The following is a 22525-nucleotide window of genomic DNA, read 5'->3' as shown; positions in this document are numbered from 1 at the left end:
TTCGGGACCTTCCTACGCTGGCCTGATCCACGCAGGCTCAGGGGGGTCATCGACATGGAACGGCGACGACGGTTTCTCGCAGGACTCACCGTGCTCGCGCTCGCCGCGGCATCCTTGGTCTTCGGAGCGGCGCCGGCCTTCGCGGTCGCTGCGTTCTCGATTCAGAAGACCGCGGTCGAGGCGGGCCCGTTCGGGCCCGGCGACACGGTGACCTATCAGATCACCGTCAACTGCTCGTCGGTGAACGACCCCGGCTGCCTCAACACCGTCATCAGCGACGAGCTCCCGGATCCGCTCCTGTTCAACCCGGCGATCGCGAATCCGGTCACGGTGCAGATCAACCCGCCAGCCGGACAGCCGACCGGCGATTACGACCTCGACGTGGACACCGCGGGGAACAGCTTCGCCATCACCCCTGGGCTGGATCTCACCGCAGACCCGGTCATCTGGCCCGCGGGATACAGCATGACCGTGACCGTCAACGCGATCGTGGATCCGGCGACCGACGGCACCTGGGACGGCGCGACCGTGACGAACACGGCCACGGCGGTCGCCGACAACGCTCCTGCCACGCCGGCGACCGCGGACGTCGTGCTCGCCGTGGACACGACGCTCGAGTCGAGCATCGACAAGACGGTCGCGCCGACGAGCACCCTTCCGGCGGTCCCCGGTGAGGTGGTCGACTGGACGGTCACTCCCGGGAACGCCTCGAACCAGAACGTCGACACGATCGTCGTTCAAGACCCGATCGTTCCTCCCGGGGACTTCGGTGGGTACCTCGATGTGACGGGCTACGACGTCACACCGCCGGAGGGAACGGAGTCGACGACGACGGAGTACTTCGTCGGCGGAGCCTGGACGACGACAGCTCCCGACCCCATCAGCGATTCCGCCGGTATCCGGGTGACCTTCACAGGCACGTTCGCGCCGGGGGCGACCGGAGAGGTCGTCGTCCACACGGTCACGAACGATGCCGTCACGGCGATTCCGGATGACACCGACGTGACCGTCTCGAACGACGCGTCGTCGACCGTCGCGCGCGGCGGAGAGACCAGCGACCCCACGACGGACTCTGCAGCCGTCGTGATCGCACAGCGTCTGCCCGATGTGACGATCGAGAAGTCGTTCAGCGACAGCACCCTCGTCAGCGGTCAGAGCGCGACGGCCAGCATCACCGCCACCGTCGGATCGCAGAACGTCCAGACGCTCACCGTCACCGAGCCGACCGAGGGCACCGCGACCTTCTCCGAGCAGGGACTGCAGTTCGACGGTTTCGGCGATGTGGAATGGCCCGTCGCCGCGACCGCTGCCGAGATCACCTATCAGTACAGCGACTGCGCTGCCAGCACGGAGTCGACGACCACGCCCGATACGCTGCCCGAGCCCACCGACGGCTGCACGGTCGAGGGATTCACGATCGTGTACTCGGCCGAGGGCGATGAGATCGTCGCCGGATCGTATGCGGCGATTCCCATCGACATCACGGCGCTGTCGACCGACGAACAGGTCGCGAGCACGAACGCGGTCGACACCGCTGCCGAGAACAGCGCCGGCCAGATCGGCATCGATGACGCGTCGGCCCCGTTCACGATCGACCCTCTCACGCTCGACACCTCCGTGACCAAGTCCATCGCTCCGGACACGATCTGGGGAGTGCCGGGAACCGACGCGGATGTCACTCTGACGGGCAACGTCACACCCGACTCCACGACGGGGTCCGAGCGGCTCGTCATCTCGGACCCGGCGTTGCCGCAGGTCGACACGGCGTTCTGGGATGCCTTCACCGCCACCGAGATCACGAACACCGACATCCCGGCGTGCACGACCCTCACCGTCCGCTACTGGCAGGAACCGGACGGGCCGTGGACCGACTTCCCGGACGCGACGGAGGTGCCGGGGCCGGAGTCGCTGTGGTCGTACGAGATCCCCGCCGAGCTCCAGGACGACATCGGCGGCATCCAGCTCGAGTACCTGCCGATGGACATGGAGGGCTGCCCTGAACTGCTCCCGCCCGGGTTCACGGTGGCCACCCACATCGGTGTCGAGGTGACCGATGCGCAAGACGACGAGGCGACATTCAACAACACCGCGCAGTCGCTCGTCGACAACCCGGATGCCGGTGGAGAGAAGACCGCGGACGCATCCGACCAGGTCGACGTGCTGCCCATCGACGGCGGGGTCGGCCCGGACTTCCTCGACAAGCAGTGGCTGGAGGACGACGTCCCCGCACTGTCGGGCGAACGCCGCACCGCCCGGCTCCTCTGGTCGACCGAGGGGCTGAACGTCAGCAGCATGACCCTCACCGACATCTCCGAGACGGCGGACCCGGCCGCTACGGCGGGATCGGTCTACGACGCGTGGAACCTCGTCGCCATCGATCCGATCACGGCGACGACGGACCCGCTGATCGCGGGCGACGTCATCACCGAGGTCTCCCTGTACCTGGAGGGTGCGGGATGGACCGACATCACGGCGGAGGCATGCGCGGAGGGGTGCGACGGAGAGTTCGGCGGCTACACGCTGAGTGAGACCGAGAGCGCCGCTGCTCTCGCGGTCAGGATCGTGATCTCCGAGGGGAGCGACGGCGAAGGCGTCGGGTCATCGTATGAACGACGTCCCGTGGATCTGCAGTTCCAGGTGCGCGACACCCTGCGCAGCGTCCCCTCTCAATCGGTGCTGGGCAACTTCCACGAGTACACCTACAACACGGACGACGCCGGGCTCGTCGACAACACCGCCAGCGCCCGCGGTGTCAACGAGGCGACCGGGGTCGACAGCGTCGACGAGGCGAACGACACGATCCTGATCGTCGATCAGCCGATCAACGCCACCCTGACCAAGACCTTCGATCAAGACCAGCTGGGCCTCCCCGCCGTGGACCCGCCCGCGGACCCCTCCGACTACCCGCTGATCAGCGCGACGCTCGTGGCGACGAACATCTCTGCTGCTCGCGTGTCCGGCATGGTCATCGACGACCCGACCGCGGGGGATGCGCTGCCTGACACCGCGTTCGACACCCTCGATCTTCACGACATCGATGCGATCGAGGTTCCCGCGGGCATCACCGAAGCCCAGACCACGGTCACTCTCACGCGTGGCGCGATCGCCACGGAGTACTCCTATGCCGACGCCCTCGAGCTCGACGCCACCGACCTCGCCGACGTGACGGGACTGTCCGTCGCGTTCCGCTCGGACGACGGGACCCCGGCGATTCCGACCGGCGCGTCAGGCCGAGTCCTGCTGACCTGGCAGCTGCGCGACGTGCTGAGGTCGAATCCTGCCCAGCAGGTCGCCGTGACCCCGGCCGGCGAATCGATCGTCAACGACGCCCACGTGCAGCTCGAAAGCCCTGTGCTCGACGGCTGCGCCGACAACCAGTGCGGCACGGGCATCGCGGATGCCGCCGACGAGTTCGCGATCGTCGCAGCGAGCTATGCGATCGAGACCACCAAGACGATCAGTCCCGAATCCGTCTATGAAGACGAATCGACCACGTACGTCACCGAGCTCGGCGGACGCCCGAACGGAACCGCACGCACCACCTCGTTCGAGCTGACGGACACCACGCCGACCTTCTGGAACACGATGGACTTCGCGGGTGCGCAGATCGCCGTCCCCGCCCCGGTGAACGAGGTGGCCATGGACGTGCTCGTCGACGACGACGCGGCACGTGACGTCGAGTACGCCGAGGTCGCGGGCACTCTGATCGCGACCTGCAACGGTGCACCGGTGACGGACGCCTCGCCGTGCTGGGTGAGCGGAGACTGGGTCGCATCGCCGACCCCCTCGACGGTTCAGCTCGACCCGCCGACGGGTGTCGACGCGGACACGATCGTGGGCGTGCGCTTCAGCGCCCGTCAGGTCGACGCCGACGGCGACGTCCTGCAGTGGGAGCGTCCCTTCAACCCGCAGCTCACGTTCTCGCTCACCACCGAGCGACGCGAGTTCCTGCGCAGCGATCCCGACGTCTTCGTCTCGACCACGCGACCCGATCTGCAGCCCAACCCGGGCGAGGCCGAGCGGGGCGTCATCAGCGACGATGTGCAGTCGTACAGCACGGCGCAGTTCGGTCCGGATCAGGTCTTCGAGCAGGAGGGAGAGGCATCCGATTCCACCGTGGTGCTGCATCGACCGAACACGGTCGAGGTCACGAAGACCCGCGGCTCGTCTGCACTCGTCAGCGCCTCCGGCACGATTCCCTACGTCATCACCGTCGCCAACACCGGGCAGTGGGACATGACCGGTTTCGAGGTGGTCGATCAGATCGAGACGGATGCCGAGGGCTCACTGCTCGTCGAACCCACCCCGCCGGCGTACACCTTCGCGCTCAGCGGCTCCGGTGCCCCGACCGGGGACCCCGGCTTCAGCGCCGAGCTGGATGAGAGCACCGGTCTGCTCACCATCTCTGCTCCCGACGACTTCGTGTTCGAGGCCGGTTGGACGCTGACGGTGACCGCGCCGTTGCGGTTCCGCGACGACCTCACCCCGGACACGACCGTCGGCAACACGGTCACCGTGACCTCCGACCGCCTCTTCGAGACCTGCCAGGGCACGACGGTGATCGACGGCGCCGATCTCGCGCCGAAGACCCCCGAGTCGGGGGTCGCGACCTGCTCGGCCGACACCGAGGTCACTCCGCTGGCGAGTGCGGCGATCTCGGCGAAGAAGTACGTCAAGGGAACGGCGGCCGGCGACCCGGCCACAGTCGACGACGATCTCGGGGTGCTCAACGTCGAAGGCGACGCAGCGGCATGCGATCCGACGCTGCCTGGCGTAGTGGACGACGGCTATTACTCCTTCCCCTGCGCCCCTGTCACCCGCCCCGGAGGTGAGGAGTCCTGGCGCATCGACTTCACCAACAACGGCAACACCAGTGCGCGGGTGGTGGCGGCGGTCGACACCCTGCCCACCGTCGGCGATCAGGGGGTCATCGTCGCCGCGGATCGAGGATCCCAGTTCCCGGTGACGCTGTCGGGAACTCTCGCCGCCAACTTCGCATCCCTCCAGGACAGCGCGTATGCCACCTACGGCATCTACCTCTCGCCGGCTCAGCTCAGTCAGTCCTGCAACGACAACGCGATCAAGGTGTTCACGGAAGACGCCGCAGCAGACCCCGCCTGCGGCTTCGACTGGACCCTGGCGGATGACACGACACCGGCCGAGACGCTTGCTGCCGCTCGCAGCGTGCTTCTCGTGCTGGAGTACGACAACCCGGACGCCGTCTCGCCGGCTCCCGGCCTTCGTCCGGGAGAGACACTGCGCCTCACCTACGAGACCCAGACGCCCCTCGTGCTGCCCGCAGCGTCGGCCGTGCCCTCGGGTCTTCCCGTCGCCTACAACTCGTTCGCCACCGCGTCCCGCTCGAATGCCACGGTCTCGCAGCCCGAGCGGCCGTCGCTCGTCGTCGAACCGCAGAAGGTGGGCGTCGCCGCGGCCACCGGCCAGCTGCTCCTGGCCAAGGATGTCCAGGCGCCCGAGTTCGCCACCGATATCGACCTGCCCGCGAGCTATCCGCTTCTCGTCACCTGCACCTCGGGTGGCGAGGACGTCACCCTGCTGCGAGCCGACGGCAGCGATGCGAGCCGGCCGTCGGTCGATGCCGACGGCACCGTGCTCCAGTACAACAGCGAGACCGGGCCCGTGAATCTGCCCCTCTTCTCGACCTGCACCGTCGCCGAGGACCCCCTGATCCCGGGTGTGACCGTGACAGTGGATCCGGCAGACGGAGTGACCGCCGATCGCGACTGGAGCGAGGAGCCGTCGATCTGGGATCCCTACAGCGGCGACCCCGAGCAGTCGGCGATCACCGTCGTCAACGAGTACGCGGCCGGAGGTTTCTCGGTCGTGAAGGACGTCGACAACGGCGGCGCGTCCGACGAGAACGGCGATCCCGTCACCTACACGCGCTCGTACTCGTTCGAGGCGAGCTGCATCTACCTCGGGCAGGAGACGATCCCCGAAGCCGATCGCGAGTTCACCCTTCAAGACGGAGACACCCGGACCTTCTCCGATCTCCCCGCAGGGTCCGAATGCTCGGTCTCCGAGACCGACGCGGGTGGTGCGCCGCAGACCACCATCGTCATCACGGAAGACGGTGAAGCGGGCGACGAGGTCGTCGCCGACGAGACGTCGTTCACGGTTCTTCCCTATGACGAAGGGTCTTCAGCGGCGCTGACGGTCATCGCGGTCGAGAACGCGTTCACGACCGGCGCGGTCGAGGTCACGAAATTCATCGCAGGAGCCGGAGGAGACGAGTGGGGCGGCGCGACCTTCACCGTCGAGATGGTGTGCACCCTCGAGGGTGCGAGCCCGGATCCTGTGTACGCGGGTTCTGCGACCCTCAGTCGGGACGACCCCACGTGGCTGGTAGAGGATCTTCCGACCGGGGCCGAGTGCACGGTGACCGAGACCGGCAACGGCGGCGCCAACTCGAACACGGGTCCGGTGGTGGTGGTCGTCGGGGACGACCCGTCGACCCCCGTCGACGCCGACGTCACGAACACGTTCACCGTCGGCGCGCTCGAAGTGCAGAAGGAACTGACCGGGATACCGGCTGCGGAACTGGATCCCGCGACCCAGGACGACTACCAGGTCAGCCTCGCCTGCACGCGCGAGATCAACGGCGTGACGACCGATGTCGAGATCCCCGGCGGGCCGACTCGGACGATCGTCGGTGCCGGAAGCGCCCTCTACCAGGGGCTTCCGACGGGAGCCGCGTGCACGGTCTCGGAGCCAGACGCGGGTCACGCGACAGACACCACGATCAGCCCCGCACAGCCCGTGATCATCGGCGAAGGGATCACGCCCATCGAGGTGTCTGTCACGAACGAGTTCGACAACGGCTCGGTGTCGATCGAGAAGACCGTGGACGCCCCCGACGGGTTCCCTGTGCCGGCCGAGTACACGGCGACGGTGTCGTGCGACTGGTTCGGCGCCGAGGTGCCTCTGGCCGACGACGGGGTCGTCACGCTCGTTCCGGGAGCTGCCCCGGTCGTCATCCCCGACGTCCCGGTCGGCTCGGTGTGCACCGTCGTGGAAGACGACGCGGGCCAGACATCGACTGCGGTGACGCCCGACTCGATCACGGTGTCGCAGGCAGACGAGGTGTTCGCGCTCGCCGTCGAGAACTCGTACGAGTGGGCGGCGCTCGAGGTGGGCAAGATCGTCGAGTCGGACAGCCCGTTCGTGCCCACAGGTTTCGAGTTCGAGGTCGTGTGCACGTTCCGAGGAGAGACCGTCGTGGACGACACGTTCACGCTCGACGCCGGGCAGAGCGAAGTGATCTCGCCCATCCCCGCGCGATCGGAGTGCACGGTCACCGAGACCGACGACAGGGGAGCCGACGACACGATCACCTCGGCCGAGGTCACCGGCGCAGAGGGCGAGCTGGCGCCGCAGATCGATCAGGAGAGCCGGACGGTGGTGATCCCCGAGCTGCAGCCGGGCGCCGACACCACGGTCAACACCGTCACGTACACCAACCTCTACGACGCCACGGCGCTGCTTCTCGTGAAGGAGTTCGAGGGCGGCGGAGCCGAGCAGTTCGGCCTCGATCAGACCTTCGCATTCGACGTCGTCTGTCTGCTCGCCGGCGAGACGGTGCTGTCGACCTCGGTCGAGCTGAATGCGGCGAACGGATGGTCGACGCCGCTCACGGATGTGGTCCCCGGGTCCGAGTGCACCGTCACGGAGGACGATCTCAACGGGGCGGATGCCGTGGTGATCGAGCCCAACGACGGCGCGGACACCTCGGTCGGCATCGGTGTCGTCCCCGTGACCGGCGGCCTCGTCACGGTCACCGCGACGAATTGGTACCTCACCGGTTCGCTCGAGGTCACGAAGACCTTCGCGGGCGACGGGGCGAGCAAGTTCGGCACGGGGGAGTACGAGCTGCGACTCACGTGCGTCCGCGACGGCGAGAGCGTCGACATTCCCGGCGGTGACGTGCGCACGGTCAGCGCCGACTCGCCGACGGCGCTGTGGGAGGCGCTCCCGACCGCATCCGAATGCCGTCTGACCGAGGTCGACGACGGAGGGGCCAGCTCGACGGAGATCCTGAACGACGCAGGAGAAGTGGTCGCAGGCGATGGCGAGAGCTACGTCTTCACCGTGCAGACGGATCCGGCGATCCTGAGCGTCGATGATCAACCGCAACCCGGACTCGATGTGAGGAACACCTTCGACCTCGCGCAGGTCTCGGTCTCGAAGACGGTCGACGACGGCGGCGCGGTCGACGCAGACGGCGAACCGGTCGCCTACGGACCCTTCGAGGTCGCGCTCGAATGCGTGTGGGAGGAGCAGCAGGTGCAGGCACTGGAGCCCATGACCCGGACGATAGCCGACGGCGAGACGCTCATCTGGACCGAGCTCCCGCAGGGCGCCGAGTGCGCGGTCACGGAGACGGAGTCGGCCGACGCCGAGTACACGACCCTCGTCGTCACGGAGGGCGGGCAGGCGGGGGAGCCCACCACGGGCACGACCGCGGAGCTCGGACCGCTCCCGGCCACGGATTCGCCGGACCAGACGTCGGTGGCGATCACCAACGTGTTCACCACCGGGGTTCTCAGCATCGCGAAGATCGTCGACGGGTCGGGCGCAGACGGGGTCTCCCGGCTCTTCCCGGTGCGGGTGACCTGCGTGCTCGTCGACTCCTCGCATCCGGAACCGGGAGTCGTCGTCGTCGATGCGACGTACGAGATCGGCGGACCGAACCGATCGACGGCGCGGATCGAGGGCCTGCCGTCGGGCAGCGAATGCGTGGTCACCGAGACGGACACCGGCGGCGCGACGGCGACCACGGTGACGGTCGACGGCCAGGAGGCGCCCGGAGCCTCCGCCACGGTCGCGATCGCGGATCAGACGACCGGCATCGTCTTCACGAACACGTTCATCGCCCCTCTTCCCTCGACCGGAATCGACGCCCGCGGGGCGTGGCTCGCGGTCGGCGTCGGCATCGTCGTGCTCGGAGGAGGACTTCTGCTGCTCATTTGGGCCAGACGGCGCCGGCGCGGACTCCAGCTGGCCGGGTAGCAGTATCGGGACGCCGTACTCCCTAGTCCTGTCCACTGTCACTGACGATCGGGGCCCCACATGGTGGCTGAACTGCCGTCGACGCGCACTGATGAAGCGGCGATGCGGAACGCTGTGCTCTTCGACGGACCCGATCGAAGGCAGAGACTGAATCGCTTCTGGATTCTGCTCGTGTTGTCGGCACTGATCGCATCAGCAGGCGTGGCCGCAGATTCGACGGCCACGGTGATCGGAGCGATGATCGTCGCCCCGATGATGCTTCCGATCCAGGGCGCCATGCTCTCGACCGTCCTCGGCGATCGCACCAATCTTCTTCGCTCGGTGGCGCTGATCGTGTCGGGCGCCGCGGCCGCGATCGCGATCGGCTTCCTCGTAGGTTTCTGCATCCCGCTCGATGTGGTGGCGGCGAGCAACACGCAGGTGGCAAGCCGTGTGTCCCCGGGACTGCTCGACCTGCTGGCGGCGCTTGCGACAGGGGTGGTCGGGTCGATCGCGCTCGCACGGCGTGATATCTCCGACACTCTCCCCGGGGTCGCGATAGCGATCTCGCTGGTTCCGCCCCTGGCAGTGGCGGGACTCACGCTGGAGGCAGGAGCTTATGGGCAGGCGGTCGGCGCATTGTTGCTGTTCACCACCAATGTCGCTGCGATCTTGGCCACGGGGGTCGTGGTCATGGGCGTCTATCGGGTTACCAAGCCGGCCGTCGGGCCGGATGGGGCACCCGTACGGCGAGGGCGCGCAGTGGTCGTGATCGTTGTGATGCTCGTCATAGTGGGCATACCGCTCACGGCGTCCTCATGGACGTCGACGATGGCGGCAGTCGAAGAGAACACGATCTCGACCGTGGTCACCCAGTGGGCGAACGGACAGGGTTGGGAGTCGCTGGGGGTTACGTCGACGGGAGGCGAGTATGTCATCCGTCTATCGGGGCCCATGCCGGTTCCAGAGACCTCCGAGCTTGAGGCGGAGCTGCGCGCGGCGGGTGTCGATACATCGACGGTGACGGTGGAGTTCGTCCCCTCGTACTCGGTGCAGCTCGACTGAGGAAACCAGGCATGCCAGCCGAGGAGTGACGGGATGCCTCGCCCGAGGTGAATGACGCCGAAGCGAGGCATCCCGGGGGCTCCGGTGCCCGCCGGTGCCTCCGATCGCCAGACGACGCCCCCCGGCGTCGTGTGGCTCACCCAGGATCCACCCGAAGCCCGCACTGCGCCGGAAGAACTCACCTCCGAAGGGTGAGCCGCTGCTTGCCGTCATGACAATCGAGCCTGAGGCTGAGACACACGACCCCGCGCCATGACGCGAATGAGATATCAGGAGGCGACGATGGTGCAGAACGATGCGACGGCGGCGATCACGAAGCAGCAGGAGGCGCTGAAGGCGGCACTGCCGTTCGACGACACCCGTGACTTCGATGCGGCGGACCGCGGCTTCCTGGGCACCATCAGCCCTGCCGTGGTGCACGATGACGAGGGCAACGTGGTGTGGGATGCCGACAGCTACGACTTCATCACCGGCGACGCCCCCGACACCGTCAACCCGAGCCTGTGGCGTCAGTCGCGGCTCGTCTCGAAGCATGGCCTGTTCGAGGTCGTGGAGGGCCTCTATCAGGTGCGGGGGTTCGACCTGTCGAACGTGAGCTTCATCGAATCCGACACCGGGGTGATCGTGGTCGACCCATTGATCTCGAAGGAGACCGCGCAGGCGGCTCTGGCGTTGTACCGCGAGCATCGCGGTGAGCGGCCGGTCGTCGCGGTCATCTTCACGCACAGCCACATCGACCACTTCGGCGGGATCTTCGGCATCGTGTCGAATGACGACGTCGAGTCCGGCCGCGTGCAGATCATCGCGCCCGAGGGCACTGTCGCCGAAGCAGTCGCCGAGAACGTCTACGCGGGCACGGCGATGGGCCGACGGGCCGGGTACATGTACGGCGCTGCGCTCGAACGGAGTGCCAAGGGCGCGCTCGGCGCGGGCCTCGGGCAGACGACCTCCACCGGCCACGCCGGCATCATCCCGCCCACGATCGAGATCTCCCAGACCGGCGAGACGCACACGGTCGACGGCTTGGTCATCGAGTTCCAGATGGCGCCCGGCACCGAAGCTCCCGCGGAGATGCACTTCCTGTTCCCGAAGTACCGGGCGCTGTGCATGGCGGAGAACGCGACGCACACCCTCCACAACCTGCTGACCCTTCGAGGGGCGCTCGTTCGCGATCCTCACGTCTGGTCGCGCTATCTGACCGAGGCGATCGAACGCTACGGAGATCAGGCCGACGTCGTCTTCACCTCGCACCACTGGCCGACCTGGGGCAACGACGAGATCCTGGAGTTCCTCGGTCTGCAGCGCGACCTCTACTCCTACCTGCACGACCAGACCCTGCGCATGACGAATCAGGGCATGACGGGCACCGAGATCGCGGAAGAGATCCAGCTGCCTCCGATCCTGGAGAACTCCTGGCATGCCCGTGGTTACTACGGCAGCGTCAGCCACAACGTGAAGGCGATCTACCAGCGCTACATGGGCTGGTTCGACGGCAATCCCGCGCGCCTCTGGCCGCACCCGCCGAAGGCGCTCGGAGAGCGGTACGTCGCTCTGGCCGGCGGCATCGACCGCATCGTCGATGCGGCGCAGGCAGCGTACGACGAGGGCGATTTCCGGTGGGCGGCTACGCTGCTCGATCACGCGATCTTCACCGAACCGGAGAACCCCTCGGTCAGAGAGCTCTATGCGGCCACCCTCGAGCAGCTCGCCTACGGGGCCGAGAACGGCACCTGGCGGAACTTCTACATGTCGGGGGCGACGGAGCTGCGCACCGGCAACTTCGGCACTCCGACGACCACGAACGCCCCCGAGATCGTCGCCCAGCTCACCGCCGAGCAGCTGTTCGACTCGGTCGCCATCTCGGTCGACGGACCGCGTGCGTGGGACCTCGACGTCGTGCTCGACTTCACCCTCACCGACGAAGGGCGCAACTTCAGAGTCACGCTCCGCAACGGTGTGCTGGTCTACGTCGAGAAGGCCGCAGATGCCGCGACCGCACAGGCGACGCTGGCCCTGACGAAACCGCGGCTGCTGGCGCTCGTGGGTGGAGACACCGAGAACCCCGGCGTGGAGATCACCGGTGATCGCTCGGCTCTCGAGACCCTCACGTCCGTCCTCACCGCGGGCGACCCCTCGTTCAACATCGTCACTCCATGAGTCGAGTCCGCGCTCGCCGCGTCGCAGCGGGTGGGTGATGCCGGCGGGATGAACCACTATGGGTATAGTGGTTTGCACCATCTACCCGAAGGACCCATGCGAAACCTCACGTACTACATCTCGCTCTCGATCGACGGCTTCATCGCCGGCCCCGACGACGAAGTCGACTTCTTTCCCGGCTCTGACGATTACATGGCCTGGATGGTCGGCGACTACGGTGACGCCCTGCCCACTCACGCGCGAGCGCACCTCGGCATCGCGGACGCCCCGCTCACGCGCTTCGACACCATCGTGATGGGGCGCCGCACCTACGAACCGGGGTTGCAGCTCGGCATCCCCTCGCCGTACGCGCACCTGCGCCAGTTCGTGGTCTCGGCGACGCTGGAACAGCTCGACCCCGCCGTCACCATGATCGCCGGAGATCCCGTCGCCGCGGTGCGTGCGCTGAAGCAGGAGGACTCACCGCTCGACATCTACCTCGCCGGCGGCGGCGTCTTGGCGGGTCAGCTGCTCGATGAGATCGACCGGCTCGTCATCAAGCGCTACCCGGTGGTCGCTGGTGCTGGGAGAACCGCCTTCGGTCCCGAGTTCAGCCCGTCGGTGTTCGCGCTCGACGAGGTGCGGTCGTTCGAGGGCGGGAACGTCGTCGAGTGGTACTCCCGAAGCCGGACGGACGCCGCACCGGCTGCGGCAGAGACCGACGCATGAGCATCGCCGTCGAGATCCGCCACCTCGTCGGCCCGCACGAGGTCGAGCTGTTCAACAGCCTCCCGTATGCGCTGAACGACGAGATCGCCGATGATCTCGCCCAGGGGCGCCGACGTGTCGAGTGGACCTGGCTCGCTCTCGACGAGAGGCGGGTGCTCGGTCGACTCGCGCTCTGGAGCCCCGCCGGGGCGACGGATGCCACTCAGCTCGATGTGTTCGACCTCGACGACGCGCTCTCCGACGACGAACAGCAGGCGATCGGAGCGGCTCTCCTCGACGCCGCGCAGCGCCAGGTGATCGCAGATCAGGCGACCCCGCCCGAGTTCGCCCGCTACCTGCCGGCTGACTGGCGCGAGCGGCCGGCCGAGCGTCGCGCGACCGAGACGGTCATGGCGGTGCTCGACGCGTCGGGTGCCCGATTCGTGGTCGAGCGGCTGCGCCTCGAGTGGCAGCCCGAGGCGGGAGTCCCCACGCAGGACCCACGCCTGACCTTCCGCGCCTTCGAGGGCGATGAGGAGGTGCTCGAACTGACGACACGTGCTCTCGGCGGGACGCTCGATGCGCACAGCCGTGGCGAACTCGCGCACGCGTCACCGAGCGAGGTCGCTCGCGCCCAGTTCGCCGAGGAGTTCGCGCAATACACGACGCCGCAGGAGTGGTGGCGGGTGGCCGTCAACGAGGAAGATGAGGCCGTCGGCTTCGTCTTCCCCGCTCGCAACTCGTACCACCACATCGTCGCGTACCTCGGCGTGGTGCCCGAGCATCGAGGGAACGGCTACATCGACGGCATCCTCGCTGAGGGCACACGCGTTCTCGCGGCCGCGGGAGCACCGCGCATCCGTGCCTCGACCGACGTCGGAAACGTCCCCATGGCGAATGCGTTCGAACGTAAGGGATACCGGACGTTCCAGCGGCTCATCAATATGGCCTGGGACTGACCGCGACACCGGATCGCTGAGCGAGCGGGCCCGCCGTCGGCATGCCGACCGGACGGACCCGCTCGCCTCGCGATCCCGGCGGGGGAGCTTCAGATCAGTGCGTGCCCAGGTCGTGGATGAGCTCCTTCTCGTCCTCCTCCGACAGGGACGTCTGGACGACAGTGCCGTTGTACGGTGCGAGTGCTGCGGCGAACTTGTCTTCTGTGAGCTTGGTCGCGTAGATGACGACCGCGGACTTGCCTGCCGTGACGGTGGACTTGACGCGGTCGCGGAACTCGGCATCGAGCCCGGTCTTGTCCAAGCCTGCGAACAGTGCGCCGAACAGCCCGCCGAAGACCAGGCCGGCGAAGGGCACGAAGAAGAGGATCCCGATCAGAGCGCCGAACAGAGCGCCCCCTGCTGCCCCTGCACCGATCTTGCCGGTGGTCCCGGGGTACTCGACCTTGGTCTTGCCGTCTCCGTCGACCTTGACGAGAGCGAGTCCTGAGAGCTCGACGACGAGGTCGCTCTGAAGCTCCTGCACTCGGTTGTAGGCGGCTTCGGCATCCGCTTCGGAGTCGTACGCGATGACGATGAGATCAGCCATGGGAATCCTTCTTTCGGTCAGCCGTCGACGAGGTGCGAACCTCGACGCGGCACGGAAGTGAGTGATTCCAGTGTCATCGGCACGCGAGTCGGGGCCGACGACCTGTCACCCCGAACGGGTGACCCGGTGGCGAGGGTCGCCCATCTTCCCAGACTCGTTCCGGGGTGTCCACCACTGCCGCCGCGCGCTGTTCGTTGCAAGACTCGGCGCATGGTGTTCATCGGTTTTCATGCGTCGCACGAGCAGATCGCACCGAGCGCACTGCTCGACGCGGTGATCGCAGCGGAGCGCGCGGGGTTCGACGGGGCGATGTGCTCCGATCATCTCGCGCCGTGGACCAGGGCCCAGGGCGAGTCGGGTTTCGCGCTGAGCTGGATCGCGGCCGCGCTCGCCCGAACGCGCTTCTCGATCGGCATGGTCAACGCCCCCGGCCAGCGCTATCACCCGGTGATGATCGCCCAGGCTTTCGCGACTCTCGAGGAGATGTTCCCCGGCCGCTTCTGGGCCGCGATGGGCAGCGGCGAAGCGGTCAACGAGCATGTAACGGGCGAAGGATGGCCCGACAAGAGCATCCGCAACGAGCGACTGCGCGAGAGCGTCGACGTGATCCGTCGACTGATCGAGGGCGAAGAGGTCGACCACGATGGCCTGGTGCGCGTCCACCGAGCGCGCGTGTGGAGCAGGCCGGCCGAACCGCCGCCGCTGTTCGCGACCGCGGTGAGCGCCGAGACTGCGGAGTGGGCAGCCTCATGGGCGCAGGGTCTGGCGACGGTAGCCCAGGAGCCGGCCGCGCTGCGGCGGGTCGTCGACGCCTACCGCGGTGCAGGAGGCACGGGCCCCTGCATCCTGCAGGTGCATCTCAGCCTCGCGGAGAGCGACGACGCGGCATTCGCGATCGCCCGCGAGCAGTGGACCAACGGTCTGCTCTCGCCTCCGGTCACGTGGGATCTCGAGCAGCCGGAGGATTTCGAGGCGGCGGTGGCAGAGCTCGACGAGAACGAGCTGCGGAAGGCCGTGCTGGTGGACCACGACGCCACGGCGCTGGCCGGCCGCATCGCCGAACTCGTGGACATCGGATTCGATCGCGTCTACCTGCACCATGTCGGCACCGAGCAATCGCGATACCTCGACGCCGCAGCATCCGAACTGATCCCCGCACTGAAGGAGCGACTGTGAAGATCACCGATACGAGCGACCTGTGGTGGAAGACCGCGGTGATCTACTGCCTCGATGTCGAGACGTTCCTCGACTCGAACGGCGACGGGGTCGGTGACCTGCAGGGTCTCGCCCAGCGGATCGACTACCTGTCGCAGCTCGGGGTCACCTGCCTGTGGCTGATGCCCTTCTATCCCACGCCCGACCGAGACGACGGCTACGACGTCAGCGACTTCTACGGCATCGACTCGAGACTCGGCACTCATGGCGACTTCGTCGAAGTGATCCGCACGGCGCGGGACCGGGGGATGCGGGTGATCGTCGACCTGGTCATCAACCACACGTCCGATCGGCATCCGTGGTTCCTCGCCGCCAAGCGCAGCATCGACTCGCCCTACCGGGACTACTACGTCTGGCGCGACGACGCGCCTCCGAAGGGGCAGAAGAACGCCGTCTTCCCCGGTCAGGCGAACGGCATCTGGGGCAAGGACGAGAAATCGGGGCAGTGGTACCAGCACAGCTTCTACGAGCACCAGCCCGACCTGAACATCGCCAATCCTCGCGTGCGCGACGAGATCGCGAAGGTCATCGGATTCTGGCTGCAGCTCGGCATCTCGGGTTTCCGTGTCGACGCGGTGCCGTTCCTTCTCGAGATCCCCGAGGGCGCCGGCATCCCCGAGCCGCACGATCTGCTGCGCGACATCCGTCGATTCCTGCAACGGCGTTCGAACGAGGCGATCCTGCTCGGCGAGGTCAACCTGCCCTACGAAGAGCAGGTGCAGTATTTCGGGGGCGAGAACGGCGACGAGCTCACGATGCAGTTCGATTTCGTCGGGATGCAGTCGCTCTACCTGTCGTTCGCGCGCAAAGATCCTGCTCCGCTGATCGAGGCGCTGCAGGCGCGCCCGGTGCTGGGCAGCGAGGTGCAGTGGGCGAACTTCCTGCGCAACCACGACGAGCTGACCCTCGACAAGCTCAGCGACAGCGAACGGAACGAGGTGTTCGAGGCGTTCGCCCCCGACGAGCGCCAGCGCGTGTTCGGGCGAGGCATCACCCGTCGCCTCCCGACGATGCTCGAGGGCGACCCGCGCCGCATCCGCATGGCCTACAGCCTGCTCTTCACGCTGCCCGGCACTCCGGTGCTGTTCTACGGCGAGGAGATCGGCATGGGGGAGAATATCGAGATTCCCGGAAGGGAAGCCGTGCGGACGCCGATGCAGTGGTCTGCCGATCGCAACGGAGGATTCTCGGACGCCATGCCCAGCAGGCTCGTCGCTCGTCCGCCGTCCGACGGCTACGCGCCCGACCACGTGAACGTCGCCGCCCAGCTCGGCGACCGCGACTCCCTGCTGTACTTCATCCGTGCTCTGACCTCGTGCTACCGCATCTCCCCGGAACTCGGATGGGGAACGTTCGAGGTGATCGACCAGCCCGCCGAATCGCTTCTCGTGCACTCGCTCACCGCGGACGTCGGCCGCATGATCGCCCTCCACAACTTCGCCGAGGTGCCGGTGACCACCTCTTTCCGGCTGGCTGAAGAGCCGGAGGGGACCACGCTGGTCGACCTGCTCGAAGCGTCGCGCCTGGAACTCGACCCGAAGGGCGGGGTCGAGTTGGAGGTGCCGGCCTACGGCTACCGCTGGCTCAGGGTCTCGCGACCCGGCGACGGCCGAGTGACCTGAGTCTCGATCGCCCGCGGGCGGGTGGCGCGGTAGATCGCCGCGTCAACCCCCGGCGGCCCGATCGCGTTGCGCGTCGAGTACCGCGGCGGGAAGCTCGGCGGCGAGTTCCCGAGCGAGAAAACCGAGACCCATGCGCTCGGACAGACGGTCTCCCGCTCGGGCGTGAACCCAGGCTCCCCAGACGGCGGCGCGCTCCGGCGCGAGTCCTCGGGCTGCGAGGCCGGTGATCGCGCCGGCGGCCACGTCACCAGAACCCGCGGTTCCGAGTCCGGCTCCGCCGACATCGAGCGTCCACACCGCACCCGAGGGCGAGGCGACGACGGAGTAGCAGTGGATCACGGCGTCGAGTTCCCGTGCGAGCCCCGGCAGGTCGGCGCTGAGATCATCCACGGGCCTGCCGAGCAGCAGCGCAGCCTCATCGAGGTTGGCGTTGACGATCAGGGAGCCGGGCAGCTCGTCGCGCGGTAAGTCTCGGAGCACTCCCACGGCGAAGGCGTCGACCACGAGGCAGGCGACGTCGAGGCCCGCCAAGCGGCGGAGCCACTCGCGCGCATTCTCGGGGTCGTCGAGGCCGGGTCCGACGAGCACGGCATCCGAACTCTCGCAGGAGGCGGTCCAGGCGTCGGTCGCGGCTTCGCCGGCGCGCGGCGATTCATACAACCCGGCTTCGGGAAGGGCGATGCGCACGACATCGGCGACACCCGCATCAGTGGTCACCCCGACCTTCCCCGCGCCGACGCGCAGCGCCGCCTCGCCTGCCAGTACGACGGCCCCGGGTGACAGGCCGGAGCCGCCGATGATCATCGCCGTGCCCCGGGAGTTCTTGGAATCACCCGGCTCGGGGAGTCCCCACTCTCGCAGCAGCTGAGGGGTGACGGTCGTCGGCTCACTCGGGGCGGACATCGGGACTCCCGGGGTGCACGGTGATCTCGGCACCCAGCTGCTCGAGGTGGCGCACGTCCGAGAAGTCGAGGAGGTGCCACTGCTGACCGTCGAACCGCAGCCGCGTGACGGACGCGTTGAGGACCGTGTTCGTGGACGCGAACTGCATGAGACGCCTCTCATCCATCCCGGTCAGCACCGCCATCAGCAGCATGACGACGGCATCGTGCGCGACCACCAATCCCACACGAGCATCCGCATCGAGGGCATCGTGCAGGAACGATCGCAGACGCAGGGCCACATCCGCCCACGACTCACCACCGGGTGGCCGGTGGTAGTACTTGCCCAGGCGTGCCCGCCGGTCGGCCTCTTCGGGATGCCGCGCCGCGACGCCCCATCGTGTCAGCAGGTCGAGGATGCCGAGTTCCCGGTCGCGCAGTCGCTCGTCGGTGAGCACCCGCTCGATGACCGGGGAGTTCTCCATGCTGAGCGCGAATGTCTGCTGGGCGCGCACATACGGCGAGACCCAGGCGACCTGCGGTGCGACGGCACCTCCATGCAGCACGGCTGACAGCGCTCTCGCCTGTTCTGCGCCAGTCTCGGACAGCGGCACATCGGCGTCCCGTGTCGCGAGCGTGATCATCTCGGCGCCTTCTGCCTCCGCCGCGGTCGCGGCGACGTTGCCCACGCTCTCCCCGTGCCTGACGAGCCACAGCTCCTGCACGTCACAGCTCCCATTCGTCGAACGGGAGCTCCCACGGTCTCTGGTCCGGCTCCACGTGCTCGGCCTTCTCGACCGAGATCACCACCCGAGTGGTCGAGCGGATCAGCACGTTGACGCTCTGCCCCACCGCCGACAGGGTGACGAAAGTAGGCGACGAGGATGCGGCCGCTTCGATCTCGGACATGATCTGGTCCACCGGCTGATCGTCCTGCAGCGCGAACCCTCTGCCGTCGATCTCAATGTGAGTCCCCACGGTTCTCCCCTTCCGGTCGTGGGCGACGTTAGGCGAGACGGCCGAGTGCGCAGAGGGCCTTGCGCCGGAGGCCCGCAATGGTTAGCGGTCGCCGCACTCTCTACGATGGGGTGATGCAGGTTGTGGACACTCTCGCTCTGGTCGGTGAGGTGCTTTCCTGGGTGGGGCTCGGCGTCGGTCTTCCTCTGCTCCTGCTGGGTCTCCTCATCCGCACGGTCGAGGGGGCGTGGCTGCCCATCGAGATCGCGGTCATCGAGCGCGACGGTTCGCTGATCGGACGCTGGTTCGCGGGTGGCGACTTCCACGAGAGACCGCTGAAAGGCCACGAGACAGCCACTGCCGAGGACGGCTGGGCCGACGGAGTGGTCAGCGCGAACAACCCCGCCCATGCACGGGTGGGCGAACCGCCTCACACGCGGCGCGTCATCATGACTCTCGGGATCGTGTTCGCCGGCGTCGGGTTCGTGGGCCTCGTGGTGTCGCTGCTTCCGCTGCTGCTGTCTTAGCTCGATAGTGTGACGCTCATGCAGGACTCCGCCGACATCCCCGCATCCACACCGATGGACGACTGGTTCGACGCATTGAGTCGTCCGACGGGCTCTCCCGGAGGAGGTGCCGCGTCTGGTGTGATGCTGGCGATCGCCGCCTCGCTGATGAGCATGGTCGGCGGGTACTCCGATGGCGACGCGCGAGCGTCGGAGTGCGTCGACCGGCTCGCGCGCACGCGGGCGGAGGCGCTCCAGGCCGTCGAGGCGGATGGCATCGTGTCAGCGAGTTTCGGTGCGGCCCTGGCGCTGGCGACCGACGACCCCTCCCGCGATGAGCGCGTGCGTGACGCCGCCGTCGAGGCGGCCCGGTCGGCGGCGCGGGTCGGGCTGATCGGTGTGGGGATGCTGCAGGAGGTGCGCGTGCTCGTCGAGGCGGGCAACCCCCACATCGTGGTCGATCTCGCGGTGGCGACGGAGGCGCTGCTCGCCGGACTGTCAGGGGCGTCTCTGAACGTGCGCGCGAACCTGCAGATCGCACGTCGTCACGGATCGCCGACAGCGGAGGTCGCTGACCTCGAAGCCGTGATCGACCGCGTGACGGTCGCCAGGCGAGAGGTCGGTCAGATCATCGACGAGCTCTCCTCGCGGATCGACTGACGTCGCGTCAGTCAATCCGGGAGAGCTTCTCCAGCCCTACGCCCGAAACCGGGCGGCTCCGGCCTGTGCGGAGGCAGGCAGATTGTCCTTCGCAAGAGATCGGGCGTCGGTGAGGGCGCTCATCCAGGTCTGGGTCGACGCCACAGCGGCGAAGTTCGAGTGCAGCACGGCCATCAAGGTCTCATGCACGGTTCGTGCGTCGACCTCGCCCGCGCCGTTCGAGATGCTGATGGCGCCGGTGGCGTCCGAGAGGACCTCGACGGCGATGCCGTGCGTCTCAGCCTCAGCTGCAGACGCGATGACGCAGTTGTTGGTCATGTAGCCGACGAGCGTGACGGTGTCGACGCCACGAGTGTGCAGGTGCTCTGCCAGGCCGGTGTCGGCGAAGACCGATCCGAAGCGCTTCGTCACCGAAGTCCAATCGCTCGAGCGGCGGGACTCGATATCCGGATGCAACGCGAATCCGCTGGTGGTGGGATTGAAGATGGGCGCCTGATCTCCCGCCGTGTGCTGCACGACGATGACGGGAATCCCTGCTGAAGTCGCCGCATCGACCGCCGCGGTGATCTGCCCCAACGACGTGCGGACCGGCGGATGCTGGACCTTCAACGGTCCGTCGAAGTACTCCTGCTGGACGTCGATGAGTACCAGGGCGCGATTCGGAGAGGTCAAGGGTGCTCCTTCTGTGGGGGGTGAGGGTCGTGTCCTCAGTCTCGGGGTCTCCCGCCACTCTCACCATTGGCACGAGTGCATCTATACGATGGATTCAGGCCAACGAGGGGAGCGTCGTGAAGATAGCGATCTATGCGTTCGATGGCGTAACCCTGTTCCACCTGTCCGTGCCGCAGATGGTCTTCGATGAGGTGGCTCGACAGAATCTGGGCGACTGGAAGGCAGTTCTCTTCTCCGACCGTGCCGGCGCGGTGCAGACCGCCGAGGGCTACGAGATCGGTGGCGTGAGCGGACTCTCTGCCAGTGCGGATGCCGATCTCATCGTCCTGCCGTCTTGGACAGAGGGCGGCAGGGAGCTCGGTCCCGGTCTGCGCCAGGCGCTCGGGCGTGCCCACGCCCGAGGTGCGGTCATCGCCGGTCTCTGTCTGGGGGCCATCGCGGTGGCAGATCTCGGGTTGCTCCGGGGCCGAAGCGCCGCGACGCACTGGAACGCGGTCGAGGCGCTGGAGCGCAGGCATCCCGATGTCGTTGTCGATTCGACGGTGCTCTACATCGATCATGGCGATGTGCTGACCTCCGCGGGCACGGCGTCCGGACTCGACGCGTGCCTTCATGTCGTGCGATCGCGGCTGGGCGCGGAGGCCGCCAACCAGGTCGCGCGCAGCCTGGTCGTCGCACCGCACCGCGAGGGTGGACAAGCGCAGTACATTCAGCGCCCTGTTCCCCGCCAAGCCGCGCATGACGGGGTGGGAGCGGCAGCGGACTGGGCGCTGCAGAACCTGGGGGAGGACCTCGGTGTCGATCGGCTCGCGCGGGCAGCGCACATGAGTCGTCGTTCCTTCGTGCGTTCGTTTCGCGATTCGATGGGATCGACCCCCGCAGCATGGGTCAGATCCCGCCGCCTCGACGAGGCTCGTCGTCTGCTCGAGACGACGAGCCTTTCAGTCGATCAGGTCGCTGCGGCATGCGGCTTCGGCACTCCCGTCACGCTCCGCCAGAATTTCCGCGCTGCGTTCGGAAGCACTCCCTCGAGTTATCGACGGAGATTCGATGCCCGACCCTGAGCACGCTCAGGCGGGCTGGCCCCAGAATGCGTCCTCGCTCGCGGCATCCTCCGAGAAGAGGTGCACCTCGACGATCTTCCCGTCACGAACCGTGAGGAGGTCGACGCCGTCCATGTCCATCGAGCGGTCGGAGCGGCGGCCGGAGAACCGGACGGGGAGGGCGACCATGTCGCCGTTCGACATGGCGGGCCCTGTGACGGCGAGCACGAAGGTGCCCTCGGACCTCTCCATCATTCCGCCGAGCAGCGCGCCGACGCTGTCGATTCCGGAATGGAGTCCTGAGAACCGGTGCGACCCCGGCTGGTGCCAGACCACGTCGGGATCGAACTGCGCCATGACGGTGGGGATGTCGCCGCGCTCCAGCGCGTCGAAGTACGTTGCGGCAACGGTGGCGGGGCTGAGTTCGGTCATGATCTCTCCTGTGATTCGATGATGTGCCCCCATGGTTACATTCGGTAACCTGTTACCTCAACGTAACCAAAGAA

16 protein-coding genes are annotated in these 22525 nt (G+C 67.5%); 10 read left to right on the top strand and 6 right to left on the bottom strand.

Annotation, left to right across the window (positions count from 1 at the left end):
* The first annotated feature begins 54 nt into the window (after nucleotides 1–54).
* From ACIP5T_RS18165 to ACIP5T_RS18145, 5 genes are all read left to right on the top strand, one after another.
* Complete coding sequence (locus ACIP5T_RS18165) at nucleotides 55–9030, top strand: DUF5979 domain-containing protein (RefSeq protein WP_400866644.1); 8976 nt, start codon at nucleotides 55–57, stop codon at nucleotides 9028–9030.
* Between the two features lie 60 nt (nucleotides 9031–9090).
* Nucleotides 9091–10074 carry a DUF389 domain-containing protein gene (locus ACIP5T_RS18160; protein ID WP_400866641.1) on the top strand — a complete coding sequence of 328 codons (984 nt, stop codon included), beginning with the start codon at nucleotides 9091–9093 and terminating at the stop codon, nucleotides 10072–10074.
* A 282-nt stretch (nucleotides 10075–10356) separates the two neighbouring features.
* A complete protein-coding gene (locus ACIP5T_RS18155) occupies nucleotides 10357–12231 on the top strand; it encodes an alkyl/aryl-sulfatase (protein WP_400866638.1) in 1875 nt (624 codons plus the stop codon).
* A 96-nt stretch (nucleotides 12232–12327) separates the two neighbouring features.
* A complete protein-coding gene (locus ACIP5T_RS18150) occupies nucleotides 12328–12939 on the top strand; it encodes a dihydrofolate reductase family protein (protein ID WP_400866635.1) in 612 nt (203 codons plus the stop codon).
* A complete protein-coding gene (locus ACIP5T_RS18145; RefSeq protein WP_400866632.1) occupies nucleotides 12936–13877 on the top strand; it encodes a GNAT family N-acetyltransferase in 942 nt (313 codons plus the stop codon). The genes ACIP5T_RS18150 and ACIP5T_RS18145 overlap by 4 nt, the downstream gene beginning before the upstream one ends.
* A 94-nt stretch (nucleotides 13878–13971) precedes the next feature.
* On the opposite strand, the gene ACIP5T_RS18140 is transcribed toward ACIP5T_RS18145, so the two are convergent.
* The gene (locus ACIP5T_RS18140) at nucleotides 13972–14463 is read right to left on the bottom strand and encodes a DUF1269 domain-containing protein (protein WP_400866629.1); all 492 of its coding nucleotides are present in this window, start codon (nucleotides 14461–14463) and stop codon (nucleotides 13972–13974) included.
* A 210-nt stretch (nucleotides 14464–14673) separates the two neighbouring features.
* On the opposite strand from ACIP5T_RS18140, the gene ACIP5T_RS18135 reads away from it, so the two are divergent.
* The gene (locus ACIP5T_RS18135) at nucleotides 14674–15639 is read left to right on the top strand and encodes a TIGR03885 family FMN-dependent LLM class oxidoreductase (RefSeq protein ID WP_400866626.1); all 966 of its coding nucleotides are present in this window, start codon (nucleotides 14674–14676) and stop codon (nucleotides 15637–15639) included.
* Complete coding sequence (locus ACIP5T_RS18130; RefSeq protein WP_400866623.1) at nucleotides 15636–17300, top strand: alpha-amylase family protein; 1665 nt, start codon at nucleotides 15636–15638, stop codon at nucleotides 17298–17300. Before ACIP5T_RS18135 ends, ACIP5T_RS18130 begins: the two co-directional genes overlap by 4 nt.
* A 42-nt stretch (nucleotides 17301–17342) precedes the next feature.
* On the opposite strand, the gene ACIP5T_RS18125 is transcribed toward ACIP5T_RS18130, so the two are convergent.
* From ACIP5T_RS18125 to ACIP5T_RS18115, 3 genes are read right to left on the bottom strand one after another with little or no spacing between them, the layout of a single operon-like run.
* Nucleotides 17343–18203, bottom strand: coding sequence for an NAD(P)H-hydrate dehydratase (locus ACIP5T_RS18125; protein ID WP_400866620.1), 861 nt, complete (start codon nucleotides 18201–18203; stop codon nucleotides 17343–17345).
* A complete protein-coding gene (locus ACIP5T_RS18120) occupies nucleotides 18187–18906 on the bottom strand; it encodes a histidine phosphatase family protein (protein ID WP_400866617.1) in 720 nt (239 codons plus the stop codon). Before ACIP5T_RS18120 ends, ACIP5T_RS18125 begins: the two co-directional genes overlap by 17 nt.
* Before the next feature lies 1 nt (nucleotide 18907).
* Entirely contained in the window at nucleotides 18908–19159 is a 252-nt protein-coding gene (locus tag ACIP5T_RS18115; protein ID WP_400866614.1) for a hypothetical protein, read from the bottom strand.
* Between the two features lie 113 nt (nucleotides 19160–19272).
* Here ACIP5T_RS18115 and ACIP5T_RS18110 point away from each other — a divergent pair, with 113 nt between their 5' ends.
* A complete protein-coding gene (locus ACIP5T_RS18110; RefSeq protein ID WP_400866611.1) occupies nucleotides 19273–19665 on the top strand; it encodes a hypothetical protein in 393 nt (130 codons plus the stop codon).
* Nucleotides 19666–19683: 18 nt separating this feature from the next.
* A complete protein-coding gene (locus ACIP5T_RS18105) occupies nucleotides 19684–20304 on the top strand; it encodes a cyclodeaminase/cyclohydrolase family protein (RefSeq protein ID WP_400866608.1) in 621 nt (206 codons plus the stop codon).
* A gap of 36 nt (nucleotides 20305–20340) precedes the next feature.
* Here ACIP5T_RS18105 and ACIP5T_RS18100 read toward each other — a convergent pair whose 3' ends face one another.
* On the bottom strand, nucleotides 20341–20976 hold the full coding sequence (locus ACIP5T_RS18100; protein WP_400866605.1) for an isochorismatase family protein: 636 nt from the start codon (nucleotides 20974–20976) through the stop codon (nucleotides 20341–20343).
* Between the two features lie 116 nt (nucleotides 20977–21092).
* On the opposite strand from ACIP5T_RS18100, the gene ACIP5T_RS18095 reads away from it, so the two are divergent.
* Nucleotides 21093–22040, top strand: coding sequence for a GlxA family transcriptional regulator (locus ACIP5T_RS18095; RefSeq protein ID WP_400866602.1), 948 nt, complete (start codon nucleotides 21093–21095; stop codon nucleotides 22038–22040).
* Between the two features lie 6 nt (nucleotides 22041–22046).
* Here the strand turns inward: ACIP5T_RS18095 and ACIP5T_RS18090 are convergent, their stop codons facing one another.
* Nucleotides 22047–22451, bottom strand: a complete 405-nt coding sequence (locus ACIP5T_RS18090) for a nuclear transport factor 2 family protein (protein WP_400866599.1) — start codon at nucleotides 22449–22451, stop codon at nucleotides 22047–22049.
* Nucleotides 22452–22525: the final 74 nt, after the last annotated feature.

Origin of the sequence: Microbacterium sp. NPDC088619 (assembly GCF_044752825.1) — a bacterium.
In the GTDB taxonomy this organism is placed as follows: Bacteria; Actinomycetota; Actinomycetes; order Actinomycetales; family Microbacteriaceae; genus Microbacterium.
Note: the sequence above shows the minus strand (reverse complement) of the source record. Positions and strands in the feature narration are given on the sequence as shown.